The organism is Rhizobium sp. MHM7A (genome assembly GCF_005862215.1).
Lineage (GTDB): Bacteria > Pseudomonadota > Alphaproteobacteria > Rhizobiales > Rhizobiaceae > Rhizobium > Rhizobium bangladeshense.
In genome coordinates this window covers 68,439-83,691 of sequence record NZ_VCHT01000001.1, presented here as the reverse complement: position 1 = coordinate 83,691, position 15,253 = coordinate 68,439, and the positions used below count along the sequence as shown (strand labels likewise).

Here is a 15,253-nt window from a genome sequence, read left to right as displayed (position 1 = left end):
AATTCTTCCTGTGGTCCGATCTTGATCGCAAACGGAGGCGTGTCACGGTAGTCGACCGATCCGTCGTGCGTCGCGCGAATGACGATGCCGGGGTAAATCGTATCAACCGCATCCGGCTACCGCACGGTGATGATGCCGGTGGTTGTATTGAAGCCCATGCTTGTCGGCAGCTGCGCGGACGTCGGGGCAAGAGCGAAGGTCGCCCCTCTGAAGAAACCGACGGTAGTCGGCGTGATGGAGGCGTCCGCTAGCCTGGCGACCGTATACTCAGATTTATCCGTGTAAACATTCAGTTCCGGGTGGATTCGGAAATGGATATCGACGGTGCCTTCGCGATTGGCCTTGTCCTTGAAGACCACCGTGGTGATCCCGTCAAAAACTGCGGTCGGGATACCGGAGAAGGTGCCATCACTATTCATTGTCAGGCCCGGCGGAGGATTGTCCGCCCTGACGAACGTGCCCTCATCCTGGTTGCCGACGAGCGTCAGTGGGGCGAATGTCGGCTTCCCGCTCATCTTAAAAGTGATGTTGACGTTGCCCTGTTGCAAGTTCAGGGGCTGTGCCGAAATCGGTGGCGGGTCCTTAATGTCGATCATGAAAGGATCGGACGAAACCTGGTATTGTTCAGCGTCTATCGCGGTGATCACATAAGGACCGTGAACGCCACGGGCATTATCATTCGGGAAGCCACTGATTTCACCGCTGTCCGGATTGAAGCCAAGGTCCGTTGGCATTCCCGTCGGGCTAATCGTGTATTGTACGTCGAGGTCGGCTGCCAACGGCGGCTGCCATACAACAAGCGGGAGCTGACTTTGCGGAGCGCCCGTACCGAGGTAGAACTCGACCGGATTCACCGTCGTCTCCACGCCCATTGGATCACGCTTGGTCACGGTGATGTAGAAATAGGAGCTGTAAATCGGCTGATTATAGGCGTCTTCGAGTTTATAACGGAACGGGCCGTACCTGCCCTCTGGCAATTTGGTACCGCCGAGCAGGGTATCGTCCGAATAGGCGACGAGGCCTTGCCAGGTGAGCGGGGTGTTGAAGTCGAAGCCGAAAGGTGCGCCTCCTTCGAGCGTCAGCGGCGGCTGCGGTCCACCGGGAACGACAGCTGCGGCGTCATAGGTCACCGCCATCAGATTGTTGGAGACATCGTACTGCTTGACACTGACATTAGTCGGGATCGGATCGATTTTCAGTTCATCGTGAACTTCGACATTGAGGGTGGCCTTGCGCTCCTCTCCATCCCCGTTCTTGAAGGTGAACAGAAGGCTATGATCGCCGGGCACCGTTGGCGTACCCGAAACCGTCATAACACCATTCGAATAAGCAGCCGAGAGACCAGCAGGAAGGACCTGACCGGCATCAAGGGTAATTGAGTATGGTTGGATGAGAGCGAGCGGCGGACTGGCAGTGATCGTGCCGGTAAATGGCTTGTTGACGCGAACATGACCATTCATCGGACCGTTGTCGACATCAAGAGAAACCAGGGCCTTTTTGACAGAAAAGTCGTAGGGCCCGCACTCGAAATTGTCGGTGATGCCGTCGTTGGTGACTGCAACGTTAAGCATCATACCCTGAAGCAGCTGTTCCTTAACAGGCGTGCCCTTGAAGGCACCCGTTGCGGTATCCATGGTTATGCCATCGGGCAGCGACCCCGAGGTTATGCTATAGACGCGGCTGCCTCTGACCGCGCCCTTACCATCCGTATACAGTGGGATTGTCGCGCCATCATACGGCACCAAGGCCTGCATATTGACCAGAATGCTGGCCTGGTTCAGGTAAGGCTTGCACTCGGCTTGTGGACCGAGCGTCCCAAGGGTGAACCAGTTCGAGTAACCGATAGTTCCATCGGTATCGACGGCCTTGTAGCGAAGTTTTACGGACTGATAATAGGAGGTGGCAACGCCATGGACCCAAAGATCGTTCGTCTTCAGCGGGGGATACTTTCGCAATCCGTCAAATAGCGACCCCGGGCCGTCATATTCGAGAACGTAACGGACCCTCGTCATGTCATCTGGGTCAGCGGGAACGCCAACCGAATAGGAAAGAACCGAAGACGCAGCGGCCGATGTTATCGTCGTCTGCTGCGCCGCGCCGCCCAACGGAACGACCTGATCCGGTATGGTGTAGGCGAAGGTCGGAGCGTCTTCGACGATGAAGCTTCCGAAGAAGGCAATGATCTGCTTGCCGAGATAGTCATAGCCACGGATCAGGATTGGATAGCTACCCGCCGTCGTCGGCGTACCGTCGAAGTTCCTTCCCTTTTTCATTTCGATGCCGGGAGGGGCCGGACGGTCGTAGCGCCAGTTAGCGACCGCCACACCGTCAGGTAATTCGAGCTGGCGAAGGGTATATTTCCCCGTATGGGCATAGAAACTGACTTTCGGCTGCACGCCGACCAGTTCATACATCGAAAAAGTCACCTCGGCGTCAGCGACCGGCTTGCCGTTGGTGCCAAAACCAGTCAACTCAACAACCGTACCGACCCCTGCGACTGTCGGCTCACCGGTGAACTCCATCGTCTGGTTGTTGAAGGAAATACCTGGGGGCAGCGCTCCCTTGGTGACTTGCCAGTTGTCATCAAGCCATTCGGCTTTAAGTGGAAGTCTTTCCGAAAAGGTTTTGCCGACAGCGCCAACGAAAAATGCCGTGATGTCCTTCGACTGCCCTTCTTCCTCTTCTTCAGACGGCGAGGTAGTAGCGGTCGCCGCTGTATTGTATCGGAAATAGTAGCTCTGGTCGAAATCGACTGCAGCCGCCGAAGTAACCGTCAAAACAGCGAGGAGGGCAGTTGCAAGGATTTTTTTCAACATCGTCAACGAGATCAGCGGGTATAGGTATTAACAATTGTTTTTAGGCTAGTAAAAGTCAACGCGGCGAAGAGAGTAAAATGCACCAAAACTCCTATTTCTCAGGGCATTTCATATAAATCGATCAAGCTCACCTTTTGCCCCACCTCGTTGCCATGAAATCCTATAAGCTTCCGAATTCCTCGATTCACGATGAAGCCCGAAAGACATTTTCTTTTATCCCCCAGTTTTTGACATTTTCCTTTCCGCTCGTTGGAATTCTGCGAGCCTGCATACGAAACAGCCAAATCCTTAATGACTGCCTTCTCCTTTGGCTCAGTGCTATCCTACTCATCAAAGAAGGTTATCCGTGAAAGAAATGGTCATTAGTTCCGAAAAATCTGTTCGAAGTCGGCATTCACAGTGCTGCTCCTCCTATATTTCCTTCGTTCCTTCACAAAAAATGCACGTCACCATGAGAAGCGCACTTGGCAAGCGATTATGGAACGGATGCTCAAAAGGATTAACCAGTGCGGCGTAACTTCCCTCACGAATTTAGGCACTTGTGATCTCCAGGCTGGGAAAACCCCGCCCCCCCATCACCCGAAAGCCGATGAGACAGCGCTTGTCGCCGCTACACCGGGTTCTTCGACTGTAAAGCATGTTTGGGGACAATCGCTGATTCTAAGGGTCCACCCCTTGCTCCAACGGCTCTTACGAAATATAGACATGGCCTTTATCCACTCAGGCCCGAGACATATTTTATGCCGACCAGCGAACCGAGCATAGCTCTCCACATTCAGAAGCAACTTCTGGATTCGTTGTTTGGCAAGGAAACCATCCTTCATATGGGCATGGCGACCTTCGTGCTGGCTTCGGGTATCAACTACATGGCCACCGTGGACCGTGTTTTCCTGTATTTTCCCCTGTTCGTGCTGGCGGTGTTCGTCTATCGGCTGCGGACATTTGCGAAATATGCACGAAGCAAAAAGGAAATCACGACGGCGGAAGACATTGGCCGGTGGGAACGTCGTTACATCAACGGATCGGTTGGCGCGACACTCGGCCTCGGGCTTATGGGCTGCTATAGTGCGTTCTTTTACCCTCACTCGATATCCACGTCAGTATCCCTCGGCGTCATTATCAGCAGCATACTGGCGGTCGTGGGCAGGAATTTCGGTTCCATGAGGAGTGTCAGGTATATGACGCTTTCCTGCTGTGTGCCAATGATGTTGGGATTCATCGCGGCAAGCGTGGTATACAGGGAATTCTATCTCTTTCTGACAGCGCTGCTCCTTGCGGCCGTCTACGCCACGTCCATGCAAGTCGGGCGGTATTTTCGCTCGCTCCTGATCGGGGCGCTTACCGCTGCTCGCCTCTCCGGCATCACCTCGCGCCGGTTTGACGTGGCGATTTCGAGCATGCCCAACGGCCTTGTAATGGTAGACGGTGAAGGCAGGGTAGCCGTCGTCAACGCAAGAGCTGCTGAGACGCTCCGCATTTCGATATCCTACCGAGGCACACTTGAGGACGCACTGCGGGACATCTTCGATGAAGCGGATGTTGCACGCATTGCCCTCGAACTCGCGATCTCCGTTTACGACAAGGACAATCCAGGCATTCGTGAATTCGAGGCCGAAACACTCGATGGACGCTGGCTGCAACTGGAGTTCCGGAAGCTGGACAGACCTGATGACATCATCTTCAAGGGCGACACTGGAGGCGAAGACGATAGTGCGGCCGTCCTTACCATCCAGGACATAACCGAGAAGGTGAAGAGCAAGAACGATCTTCAACTTGCCGCCCGCTTCGATAAGCTGTCGGGTCTCGCAAACCGCTCATGGTGGGAATTCCTCACAAAGGAGAAGGTGGGTTCGCTTCCTCCCACAGGCATAACCGCGCTATGCATTCTCGACGTGGACCGTTTTAAGCTTATCAACGATACGCTTGGACATCATATAGGAGACGAGGTGATTGCTGGCGTCGCGTCCCGGCTTAATATGATCAAGGACCACCGGATGGTGGTTGGGCGGCTCGGAGGCGACGAGTTCGTCGTGCTGTTTGGAGGCCTGACGGAGACACACGAAGTCAACAAGCTCTTTGATCACCTGTTTTCCCTGATCTCTTCGACATACGTCATTGATGGCCACAATATCGAAGTTCGTTGCAGCGGGGGTGTAGTTGTCAGGTCAAAAGCGGCCTTCAACCTTCATGCTGACATGGGCCGCGCTGACATGGCTCTTTACAAGGGCAAGAGGAACCTGAACCAGGCGTGGGTGCTCTTCGACGAAGAGATGGAGGAAGAGTATCTCTCCACAACCCGCATCAAGCACGACCTCAGAAGGGCAATCGCTCAAGGAGAACTCCATGTCGTCTACCAGCCCATCTTTGACGTTACCGGACGGAAGATGGTCTCGACCGAGGCCCTCTGCCGCTGGGAGCATTCTGAGGCTGGGTACATCGCACCTTCTCAGTTCATCGGTATGGCCGAGGAAATAGGCGTCATTGGGAAACTCACCGAGTACGTACTTCGAACCGCCTGCCGGGACTGTAAAGCTTGGGGCGCTGACGTGGGAGTCTCGGTAAACCTATCGGCGCTCGACCTTGCCCGGGACGACATTGTCGGCATGATTAGGAGCGCCCTGGACGATTTCGATCTCCCAGCTTCGTGCCTCTGCATCGAGGTGACAGAAACAGTATTCGTAAAGGACTTCGTGAAGACGGCCAGGACGCTCAGCACCCTCAGGTCAATGGGAGTAAAAACTTCGCTCGACGATTTTGGAACCGGTTATTCCTCGCTCAGTTACCTGGACAAGCTCCCCCTCAACAGAGTGAAAATAGATCGTTCGTTCGTCCTCGACATCGTGGATGAACCCAAGGTCCAACGGCTTTTTCGCGGCGTCGTGAGTCTCGCAAAGGAACTGGAATTCGAAATTATTGTTGAAGGGGTCGAAGGAGCGGAGCAACTGGCGTATATCCGCAACGTCGATGGCGTGGACATGATTCAGGGTCACATCTTCTCAAAGCTCCGGACCGCGAGGGAAATGAGGGACGGGCACGATGCGAGATTGGCAAGGAACTGTGCCAGCTGCGGCCCTACACTGAAGCTAGTCGAAAAGCCAATTCCGAGCGACTGCCGACGTGAACCTGAACAAAGTTCGGCAATCCAACTGGCTTCTCCGGACGCAAAGCTCCTTTCCAGTGGAAATGTAGCACTTGCTGCAAACCCCAAAATTTTCCCGGAGAGGCGTTCCGAGAACTCTGAATAGCTAATGTTACAGCACTGGTGAAAACAATGTGATTGAACAACAACCAGGAACTGCAGTTCTGGATATGAAAATCAACCAAAAAGAATATCGCGTTTGGTCGGAAGGTAATGAAATCTACTTTGACGGGATAATGCGCCTGCTTGGCGCAGAAGCGTATGCCCCGATTTACTCGCTCGTCATGAGTGTGGTCGAAGCTGAACCGGAGCGAGTTACTATCGACCTTACAGGACTGCAGTTTATCAATTCGTCTGGGATCAATCTACTGGCAAAGCTTACAATCAACGCTCGCAGCAGGCCGAGGATTCGCTTGACGGTCTGCGGCACCCCTGAACATCGATGGCAGTCCAAGTCACTGCCCAACTTGAAGAAGCTTCACCCTGGGGTCGATCTCGTCTGGACGGAAAATCCAGACAAGATGGAGGCTGGCGATGAGGCGCTCTTTCATCACAAAGAGGTTGTGGGCGACAGTCTAGGGCAAGTTCGTTCAGCCTGATTTGCTGACAGCTCGGAGTCCTACTGATGCGGCGATGTCTTCGATAATTTCCGAATGCCTCATGCATGCCATAGCTTGGGGCGTTCAAGTTTTCCGAACACCATCAGGAAAACGCCAACGATTGACGCGGCGGCCAAAAAGAAGAAAGGAAAAGACAGCGTTACCAGCGGGGCATCGCCGAGAAACTTAAAGGCCAAGCATCCTGCCACTGCTGCAATTATGAGTATCTCTGACCAAGAGCCTCGCTGTTGAAAGCACGTTCCTGCAAGAACGGACAAAGTCGCAAACGCAATACAAAGCAGAGAACTATCACAAGCTTCAGCCACTGCCCATTTTACAGGCAACGAGAGAAGCAAACAAACCGCAAAATTTCCGCCAAAGTACAGAAAAGCATTGAATAGGTTGTTGAGAATTACCGCTGATCGTGTTGGCATACGGACTTCCTATTTGTGACATGGTCAAGTCTGCTCTGATTTTGATGCGGGTGCAACTTGATGCCAAAGCGCTGTGGTGCGATGCGAATATTCTCGGTATTAACATGGAAACCTCATGGTCATGAGGTTTCCATGTTTGGAGCAAGTCTGGAATTACCAGAGCTTCGAAATACCTCCGCGTATCGCTTCAGATGCCCTCATTGATCGTCCAGAAACGTGGTCGATCAACTCGTCAGCCTGGAAGCGCCATGTTCGCCGCTTTTCGCCGCTGCGCTCTCCTGATCCCATTTGGCTGCGGCGAAGGGAGTTCTTCGCATGATGCTCCCCTGCGGCCGCAAGGCGATCCAACTCGGAGTTAATGGATTCCATAGCGAGGTGATAACTGCTCTTCCGCGAGCGCGTTTGTGACGTCCGGACGATCCCCGTGGGAATGTGGATCAGGCGGCAACAGGTGGCGTTCTTTTGGTGGTGCTGGCCACCGGCCTTGATCGTGCCGTTGTACCAGTCGATCCTGAAGTCCTTCTCGGTACGCTTGGCATGGTCGCCGCCGTCGCTGGTCATGTCATCGTCAAACACTGCTACCGTGACCGACGACGAATGGACACGCCCCTTTCGCTCGGTCGGTGGAATGCGCTGAAGGCGGTGGCCCCCAGCCTCGTTGTCCATCCTCGAAGCATTCTTTCCTTCGATGTGGAGGACGATCTGCTGGTGCCCGGATTGCAGGTTGATCTGCGGCTCCGAGCGGTGCTTTCAATCCTCGCGCTCAGCGACACGGCAGTATGCTTGGGCCAGCTCGGCGACAAACAGGCGGGCGTCTTCACCACCCTCTGCGGCACGGATTTCGATGGTACGCTTCTCATTCGCAGACATAGGGTATCCTTTCGTTGATCTGCTGTTGACAAAAGTATGGCGATGAATTTAATACTCATCTCAACACATTGATTTTGTTATTTAAGTATGGCGAGAAGGGAGGCTTCGTTTCCATGTTGCCCGCCTGCGCCTTGGCCCGAGAACCATCCCACGCCAAAATCTATATCCGCTCTTTGTAGGAGAGGGGACTTCGCAACACTGATGGTGGACGTATGTACGCGCCCACGCCGCTCCGTGGGAGGAATGCTCTGAATACGGTGGCACCGGCTTCGTTCCGAAGTGTTTCGACACCCTTGCCCTTAACCTCAATGCTAATGGAGTTAAACCCGCATAGGCAAGGGCAACATCCAAACGGTGACACTTTCAATCGTTACCCGTTGCCAGGCGCTCATACGCCTGCGCAAGCTCCCCAACGAAGAGTTTGGCATCATCACCGCCTTCATCGGCACGAATTTCAAGGATGATCGATGACATCTTTATCCCTTTCTCTGATCATTCCGGTTTTTGCAAAAGCGGCTGCGCCGCCGCTCACCAGAACGTCGTCAAAGGAAATGGAAAATAGACTTCTTCGCTGTCATCATGTAGACACCATGCAGCAAGGTGGCTAAATACACAAGAGATTACAGCACCAGTATTTACCATCTGATCAGACCTGACTACCGATCAATTGTCGATAACGCTCATTATCGGCGTTAATACCGTAGCCTCTGCGAAGGTTAGGCTATCCTCCAGAATTCATCACAATCTCAGCAACGCCCCCCATCTTCTTAGCTCTGGCTTTGAACTCTCCCCAACAAGGTGTCTCGATAGAGAGCATATCTCTCTCCAGCATACTGGTTTGAAGGAAATCTCAAGGGCGTCTCCGCGTGCAACCACGCTTGTCGAAGGCAGGAAATATGTATTTCCTAGACAGAATTTAAAGGAGAAATAGAAATGACAATTACCCACCCACTTCCAATCGGTACGATCATCAAGGTCAACACGCAGTCGTCAGATCATGGCATCATGTCCTGGGACGACACTGACACTGAAATCGAACGCGTTGCTGAAGCCGGTTCGACTTGCCACGTTTGGGCCCTCGACAAGGGTGATAACGGCTATTCTTACCAGGTTGAATTCATCCCTTCCGAGGTCTGGAATACCTTCGACGAAGCCGATTTCGCCGAGAAGCCTGAAGATTTCGAGATCGTTTCATTGGGCGACGGCACAATGTCTGCCGACTACACCGAATACCACGACAACGAAGATCGGACGCGCGATCCGGAAGCGATCCGCAAGATCGAAGCCGAATTTGACCACAAGCTTTCGTTTTAACAGAACTATGCCCAACTGGCATTCCAGCCAAATGGGAGGCTAATATACGCGCCTCCCATTTGGCTTACTGGTCGAATTAAGGATATTCATAGGCCCAAACGCGCTCGACAGCGTCCTTAAAGTTTTTAAAATGTCGATTTATTTATTTTCTTTGCTAAATATTAAAGGAAATGATTGTTTTAAATCCGCCATTGCAAAATAATCACGCCTATTATGGGACAAATGGGCTGGTTCACTCATGTTTGGCAGACTACTCCTCACCACGGCACTAATTCTTCAGTCGGCGTTGCCCATGCAAGCTGCCGACGATCAGTTCTATTTCCGTTCTTCGAATACGGGCATCCTGACTTCCGGGAATACTGGCTCTGAAAACCCAGACCCCGAGGACCCGACGCCAACAATAGCTCTTCCCGATATTGCCGACCAGTCTCAGGTCGTCCTTGGCAAGGCAGGCACACCTATTTCGAGCTGGGTGCCTCAAGCCGCTTCCGGCTGGCCGAGCGCTGTCGTTGACAAAGATACGCGTGCCGCCTGGACCGCTTCCGGCACCACCTTCTCAGCGAACTATGATCTGAGCCAATACGGACTTTCCTTCAACCAAAGCACCGGTGCTATCACCGGCACTCCAAACAAGCCCTTCATCCTGAACGACTTTGCGATTACGGTTACCGCCAGCGGGAACAGCGACACTACGACACCATTCCGTATTGCGGCCATGCCCGCACAGCCATTGGCTGTCGCAAGCACACAGAAAACAACTTATAGCGTCCGAGCAGGCACTGCCTTCTCTACTGACCCTATTTCCGTCGAAAATGCCATCGGCGATCTCACATTCAGTAAACCGTCCGGCATTGCTGATTACGGCTGGGACACCGCAACAGGTGCGCTGATCTGGACGAGCAGCACACTGGGAACCGACAACTTCACGACAACGATCACGGACGAGTTCAACCGTAGCATCTCCTGGGCGTTCTCCGTAACGTATGAGCCTGTTTTGTCCGTTAGCACACTACTGCCGGTCAGCCTGACAGGAACCAGGTCCTACGACGGCTCGACGACCATTCGCAAGCCAACCGCTACCGGCCTGGTCGGAAGCCCGTTCTGGTTCGCTGGTGATGTGCCAACAGGCCTGGCGTACGACGTCGCAACTGGTGTGATCGCCGGTTCGGTCACCGATAGCGCGTTCCAAGGTCAGCACAACATTCCGCTTATGGTCTTCGACGATGCCGATGGAAGCCAGGCATCAGGCACGCTGACGCTAAATATCGAGCCGCCGTTCAGTGCCCTTGCCTTCGCCGGAGCGACACTGAAGCAAGGTACGACAATGACGCCCGTCAGCTTCAACATCCGCGAGGCTGGCACCAACGTGGCTTACAACAACCATAATCTCTCCTGGACCATGGTGTCCGGCAGCATTCCTCCCGGCATCGCCACGACGGTCAATGGCGAGCTTTTCACCTTCTCAGGCAAGCCAACCGCCCAAGGATCATTCACTAGCATCTGGAAAGCGACGGACGCGAATGGCTGGTCGTTGACACTCAACCCGATCACATTCACCGTCGAGCCGAGGGACCCACTCACGCTCAGCCCGATTGCTGACACCAGCGCCGTCGGCAATAAAACCTATACCGAAGCCTCTCCTCTCGTTACGGCGACTGCGACCAACGTTTCCGGGACTCCGACGTGGTCCGCAGAAGGTCTTCCCTCCGGCTTGAGCATTAACCCAACAACAGGTTCCGTCACCGGAACGGTGACTAACGGCGCACTCCAGGGCGACCATATTGTCACTATCAAGATCACCGACAACGGCGATGGCACAACGATCTCGACGTCCTTCAAACTGACGCTGACTGCGCCATTTTCATCTTGGGCCTATACGGGTGCGACCCTGAAGCAGCAGGTTGCCATGACTGCAAGCGGTTTTAACCTTCGGGAATCCGGCAGCAATCTACCCTACAAGGACAAGGGCGTCACGGCTACGCTGCTTTCCGGCAGCCTGCCAACCGGGATCAATGCAGCGATCAGCGGTGAATTCTTGCTGTTCTCGGGCGTGCCTACCGTGTCTGGAACCTTCTTCAGCACGTGGAAGGTAACTGATGGCAATGGCTGGTCTCTCACTCTCCCGGCGATCATGTTCAAGGTCGACCCAAGAGCAGCTTTGGCCGTCACCGTTCCGGCATCCGGAAATGCGAAGGGCGAGGTCGTCTACACGGAAGCGACGCCAGTGAAAAAGGCAACATCGACCGGCGTGATCGGAACGGCAACCTACTCTGCAACCGGCTTACCAACTGGCCTCACTATTGGGGCCACGACAGGTTCAATTATTGGATCAGTGACCGACAGCTCCTTCCAGGGAAACCACAACGTCACAGTCAGCGTTGTTGACTCCAATGACAACGCAACGGCCTCCGTCACCACCGTCCTCACGGTAACATCGACAATGTCCAACAACTCCAGCTATACAGGCGCGACATTGACGAAAGATACGGCCATGACGGTAGGCGGATTTAACATCAGAACGGCTGCAAATGGCCCCTATCGAAACAAAAGCCTGGCTGTCTCGCTGATATCCGGTAGCACTCCACCTGGAATCACCTTTGCACCCGCATCTTCAACCAGTGAATTGTTGAATTTCAGCGGCACACCGACAGCCACAGGGACATACACTAGCCTGTGGAAAGTCACTGACGTAAATGGATGGACCTTGACACTTCCGTCGGTCACTTTCGTCGTCAACCCCTGACCCAGAGACGCTTTACTTGAAAGAGAAAGAGGCCGCCAAATTCCTTGGCGACCTCTTTCTCGACTTGCAAAGGAATTCCTTTCAGGGAACCATTGTGCGTCCCAAACTGGAATTCCTTTGCCATGCCAGCACCTGACTTTTCCTATGAACAAGCACTTCTCGACCAAGGCATTGAAAACATTGCAGGAATAGACGAAGTTGGCAGAGGCCCCCTCGGAGGGCCAGTTGTGGTTTCTGCGGTTATACTCGACCCCTACAACATTCCCGAAGGATTACGCGATTCCAAGCAGATGTCAGCAAAGAAGCGAGAAGCGGTTTTCGACGCCATTCTCCAGTCATCTTACGTCAGCATCGCCAGCATCTCCGCACAGATAATCGACAAGATCAACATCCGTGAAGCAACACTTCTAGCCATGACACGCGCCGCAAACGGCCTTGAAATCAAGCCAGGCTGGCATCTGATCGATGGCAACGTCATCCCAAAACCGCTCCTGGGGAAGGCCGATTTCGTCATCAAGGGTGACGCCAAGTGCCTGTCCATTTCGGCCGCCTCAATCGTCGCAAAGGTAACACGCGACAGAATGATGGAACGCGCGGCGAAAACGTATCCGGGATACGGGTTTGAGAAACATGCCGGTTACGGAACTCCAGTTCACCTTGCTGCGATTGCCCAACAAGGACCCTGTCCGCTTCATCGAATGAGCTTCCGACCGCTCAAACAAGACGCGAAGGCCGCATAAGATGAACAAGCTCTTCTCCCTTTTCTCGAACTTTTCAGGCTCGCCGCATAAGACCCATTCCATTCGTGGAAACGGCAAGATCACCATTCAGGAACGGAAGATTTTACCCTTCGCGACGGTAAAGGTCTCCGGGGCCATCAGCCTCAATTTGACGTTGGGCAGCGAGGCCATCGAAGCTTTTGTCATCGCTGACGAGAATGTCCTTCCGCTTATCCTCACCGAGATCGTCGGCGACGTGCTCCACATCTACAGCCAAGACTCATTCACCATGAAATCTCAGCCCTCTGTGAACCTGGCTGCGCCGGAGGTTTTAAATGTCGTCTCATCAGGGTCCAGTGACGTCATGGTTCACGGTATCAACCAGGCGGAAATATCCCTTTCGACGAGCGGCTCAGGTGACATCACCGCCAGCGGAAATACACGCAGTGCGAAACTCCGAGTGAGCGGGTCAGGCAGCATCCGCTGCGTCTCACTCGACGCCGATAATCTTGATGCGAAGATCAGTGGCTCCGGTTCAGTCTCGGCCACAGCCAAATCCAGCGCCTCACTGAAAGTCTCGGGTTCTGGCAAAATCCAGGTGTGGGGCAGCCCAAAATTAGTGCAAAGCGACCGAAGCGGCAGTGGTTCAATCCATCTCAGATAACCGGATCGCCGTGGTGCAATGCATTGGAGGCCTCTAACATCATGGCATCGCCAGGAGGTATCCAATGCCATCACACGACACAATCCAGATCAACCTCGTCGAAATCAGACACCAAGGGGGCACCCTGCAGCTCCGGGTCGACTCGCTGACAGACTATATTCACGGGACCGTCAAGAACCGTAGCGGCGAAGACATCCACTTCTCCGAGCAGGCTAAAGACATCGAAAAATGGGCCGCCTCGCATGAGGGAGTCGAAGCGCGTTCAGCGACGATTGTCCCACCCAAGATCAGCCTCGATATCCTTTTCAAGCGCCCCGGTTTCCGCCAAACGCTCAATCTGGGCGCGGTCTGCGACACTGTAGAACTTATTATGGAAGCGAGAGCTTCCGGCGCTTTCGGAACCATGTTCACGAAAGGCGATGTCGAAACTATCCTGGAGCAGGACACCGAAGGCTACAAAGACCTTACGCCTGAGGAAAAAGAGGAGTTCCTGGACGAGAACCTCTACAACTTCACCAAGCGACTGGACGACGTGCTGTCTCAACGCGGCAACGACCACATCGCAGATCGTGTTGCCGACGAGTTCGATGACGCTTTGGAAGGCTTCAAAAAATCGCGGAACCGGGCTCCCGGGCTTTAATCTCAAAGCGAAGGCTGAGGCTTCATCAACCAATCGCTGAGACCTGCCTTTTCCTTCTCCTGCGCTTTCTCTACCGGCGGCACCGGATAGATACCCATCAGGTATGTCGCGAAGATCACGCCTCCGGGCGTGATCACGGAGCGGACAATCGTCAACGCAAACCTGCCCCAGGTCTCCGGATATCCGTAGACGTAATTCCCCACCGATGGACCGAAAGCGAAAAACAGCACCATTAAAAACAAGACAAAGCGCATCGGTTGAAACGTCCAACGTAATCTATTGACCCAACCAAACCACCAAACCATCCGATCAGGTGACCAACTCCGTTTCTGGCGGGACAACCAGGGTAGCGCAATTGCCAGAAAGAAGCCCCACATGATCGCGTAGGGCGCTATGACGAAAGTGGTAGGCAGATTACCCGTCACCACGACGGCAGCGGTCATCAGGGCAAGAATACCCCCGTTTCCGACCTTCCAGATATCGACAATGTGCCAGTTCAGTTTCGTTTGCAGCTGGTATCCAGCGCGATCAAATCGCTCCACAAACCAACCATCGAAACGTTTCACCCTATTCAGCATGCATCCAAATAACATCCGCCTTGCCGGAAGTCATCGGCAACGTGAGGAATTAAGCCGATTTCGGTGGTTCCACGTGCCGAAGGGCAGGGGTCTTCGGCATCTCGCGCATCCATGCCCGCAACCACTCTCTACCCTTGAACATCGTCATGCGCCTTTCTTCCGGTTCCAAAAGTCCGAAATCGTGGCGATAGCTCATGCAGGCTGACGCCGTTTGGGCATCCGTGGGAACCCAGTTGTTCTCCGGCTCACGCGCACCTGGCAAGACAGTGTTGGCGGGTTTACTCGCCTGCTTCTCGCGGATCGCATCGACACGATCCCAATTACGCGCCAACGCCTCTTCACCCGCCGCGATCAGGTCATAGCCATTCGCTTCGGCCAACGCTGCAAGCGTGACCATAACATCGCCAAGTTCATGCTGCGGGTCACCTGCCGGACGAGAATAGACCCGCCTTGCCAGGGCAACCAACTCTTCGAAGGACTTCCCCTGCGCATGAAACAGCTCAATGCTCTCTTCCATATTCCGGGCAGCGCGTTCCTGGTCCGGATCGGCAAACTTTTCACCAAAACATGCGACGAGCCACTCCCGGACGCGCCTTTGATAAGGAGCCGCTGTCGCAGTACCCACGACTTTATTCATCAGATTTGAAAGCATTATGAAAATTCCTTGCCGCGTAATATTACTCTCGCTTATCGCGCGAGATTTTCAAGAAGAGAATTCCTTAAGCACACCAATCCGC

The 15,253-nt window shown here is 53.9% G+C and carries 13 protein-coding genes and 1 pseudogene; 8 read left to right on the top strand and 6 right to left on the bottom strand.

What is annotated here, in order from left to right; genetic code table 11:
• Positions 1–116: 116 nt before the first annotated feature.
• Positions 117–2,816 (bottom strand): putative Ig domain-containing protein, encoded by a 2,700-nt coding sequence (locus tag FFR93_RS00420; protein WP_138391361.1) that lies wholly within the window; start codon positions 2,814–2,816, stop codon positions 117–119.
• Between the two features lie 740 nt (positions 2,817–3,556).
• Here FFR93_RS00420 and FFR93_RS00415 point away from each other — a divergent pair.
• Complete coding sequence (locus FFR93_RS00415) at positions 3,557–6,061, top strand: EAL domain-containing protein (protein WP_138391360.1); 2,505 nt, start codon at positions 3,557–3,559, stop codon at positions 6,059–6,061.
• A gap of 64 nt (positions 6,062–6,125) precedes the next feature.
• Positions 6,126–6,461 (top strand): annotated as a pseudogene (locus FFR93_RS00410) (STAS domain-containing protein); the annotation flags it as partial.
• Between the two features lie 152 nt (positions 6,462–6,613).
• Here FFR93_RS00410 and FFR93_RS00405 read toward each other — a convergent pair.
• Positions 6,614–6,988: a hypothetical protein gene (locus FFR93_RS00405; RefSeq protein WP_138391359.1), complete on the bottom strand. Its 375-nt coding sequence runs from the start codon at positions 6,986–6,988 to the stop codon at positions 6,614–6,616.
• A gap of 153 nt (positions 6,989–7,141) precedes the next feature.
• On the bottom strand, positions 7,142–7,549 hold the full coding sequence (locus FFR93_RS00400; protein WP_171048997.1) for a peptide chain release factor-like protein: 408 nt from the start codon (positions 7,547–7,549) through the stop codon (positions 7,142–7,144).
• 36 nt (positions 7,550–7,585) lie between these two features.
• On the opposite strand from FFR93_RS00400, the gene FFR93_RS41305 reads away from it, so the two are divergent.
• Entirely contained in the window at positions 7,586–7,876 is a 291-nt protein-coding gene (locus FFR93_RS41305; protein ID WP_246661269.1) for a hypothetical protein, read from the top strand.
• Positions 7,877–8,221: 345 nt separating this feature from the next.
• On the opposite strand, the gene FFR93_RS00385 is transcribed toward FFR93_RS41305, so the two are convergent.
• A complete protein-coding gene (locus FFR93_RS00385) occupies positions 8,222–8,332 on the bottom strand; it encodes a PCRF domain-containing protein (protein WP_138391357.1) in 111 nt (36 codons plus the stop codon).
• Between the two features lie 459 nt (positions 8,333–8,791).
• Here FFR93_RS00385 and FFR93_RS00380 point away from each other — a divergent pair, with 459 nt between their 5' ends.
• From FFR93_RS00380 to FFR93_RS00360, 5 genes are all read left to right on the top strand, one after another.
• Complete coding sequence (locus FFR93_RS00380) at positions 8,792–9,172, top strand: hypothetical protein (protein ID WP_138391356.1); 381 nt, start codon at positions 8,792–8,794, stop codon at positions 9,170–9,172.
• Positions 9,173–9,464: 292 nt separating this feature from the next.
• Positions 9,465–11,915, top strand: a complete 2,451-nt coding sequence (locus FFR93_RS00375; RefSeq protein WP_171049005.1) for a putative Ig domain-containing protein — start codon at positions 9,465–9,467, stop codon at positions 11,913–11,915.
• Positions 11,916–12,037: 122 nt separating this feature from the next.
• Complete coding sequence (locus tag FFR93_RS00370; protein WP_138391354.1) at positions 12,038–12,655, top strand: ribonuclease HII; 618 nt, start codon at positions 12,038–12,040, stop codon at positions 12,653–12,655.
• A gap of 1 nt (position 12,656) precedes the next feature.
• A complete protein-coding gene (locus FFR93_RS00365; RefSeq protein WP_138391353.1) occupies positions 12,657–13,298 on the top strand; it encodes a DUF2807 domain-containing protein in 642 nt (213 codons plus the stop codon).
• Positions 13,299–13,362: 64 nt separating this feature from the next.
• Complete coding sequence (locus tag FFR93_RS00360; RefSeq protein ID WP_138391352.1) at positions 13,363–13,938, top strand: hypothetical protein; 576 nt, start codon at positions 13,363–13,365, stop codon at positions 13,936–13,938.
• Positions 13,939–13,940: 2 nt separating this feature from the next.
• Here FFR93_RS00360 and FFR93_RS00355 read toward each other — a convergent pair whose 3' ends face one another.
• Both FFR93_RS00355 and FFR93_RS00350 read right to left on the bottom strand, forming a co-directional pair.
• On the bottom strand, positions 13,941–14,504 hold the full coding sequence (locus FFR93_RS00355) for a hypothetical protein (protein WP_138391351.1): 564 nt from the start codon (positions 14,502–14,504) through the stop codon (positions 13,941–13,943).
• A 61-nt stretch (positions 14,505–14,565) separates the two neighbouring features.
• Positions 14,566–15,168, bottom strand: coding sequence for a hypothetical protein (locus FFR93_RS00350; RefSeq protein ID WP_138391350.1), 603 nt, complete (start codon positions 15,166–15,168; stop codon positions 14,566–14,568).
• Positions 15,169–15,253: the final 85 nt, after the last annotated feature.

Excerpts from the sequence above, each read along its gene's own strand:
- FFR93_RS00420 (WP_138391361.1), bottom strand. The coding sequence starts at position 2,816 with ATGTTGAAAAAAATCCTTGCAACTGCCCTCCTCGCTGTTTTGACGGTT.
- FFR93_RS00415 (WP_138391360.1), top strand. The coding sequence starts at position 3,557 with ATGCCGACCAGCGAACCGAGCATAGCTCTCCACATTCAGAAGCAACTT.
- FFR93_RS00405 (WP_138391359.1), bottom strand. The coding sequence starts at position 6,988 with ATGCCAACACGATCAGCGGTAATTCTCAACAACCTATTCAATGCTTTT.
- FFR93_RS00400 (WP_171048997.1), bottom strand. The coding sequence starts at position 7,549 with ATGACCAGCGACGGCGGCGACCATGCCAAGCGTACCGAGAAGGACTTC.
- FFR93_RS41305 (WP_246661269.1), top strand. The coding sequence starts at position 7,586 with ATGGACACGCCCCTTTCGCTCGGTCGGTGGAATGCGCTGAAGGCGGTG.
- FFR93_RS00385 (WP_138391357.1), bottom strand. The coding sequence starts at position 8,332 with ATGTCATCGATCATCCTTGAAATTCGTGCCGATGAAGGCGGTGATGAT.
- FFR93_RS00380 (WP_138391356.1), top strand. The coding sequence starts at position 8,792 with ATGACAATTACCCACCCACTTCCAATCGGTACGATCATCAAGGTCAAC.
- FFR93_RS00375 (WP_171049005.1), top strand. The coding sequence starts at position 9,465 with ATGCAAGCTGCCGACGATCAGTTCTATTTCCGTTCTTCGAATACGGGC.
- FFR93_RS00370 (WP_138391354.1), top strand. The coding sequence starts at position 12,038 with ATGCCAGCACCTGACTTTTCCTATGAACAAGCACTTCTCGACCAAGGC.
- FFR93_RS00365 (WP_138391353.1), top strand. The coding sequence starts at position 12,657 with ATGAACAAGCTCTTCTCCCTTTTCTCGAACTTTTCAGGCTCGCCGCAT.
- FFR93_RS00360 (WP_138391352.1), top strand. The coding sequence starts at position 13,363 with ATGCCATCACACGACACAATCCAGATCAACCTCGTCGAAATCAGACAC.
- FFR93_RS00350 (WP_138391350.1), bottom strand. The coding sequence starts at position 15,168 with ATGCTTTCAAATCTGATGAATAAAGTCGTGGGTACTGCGACAGCGGCT.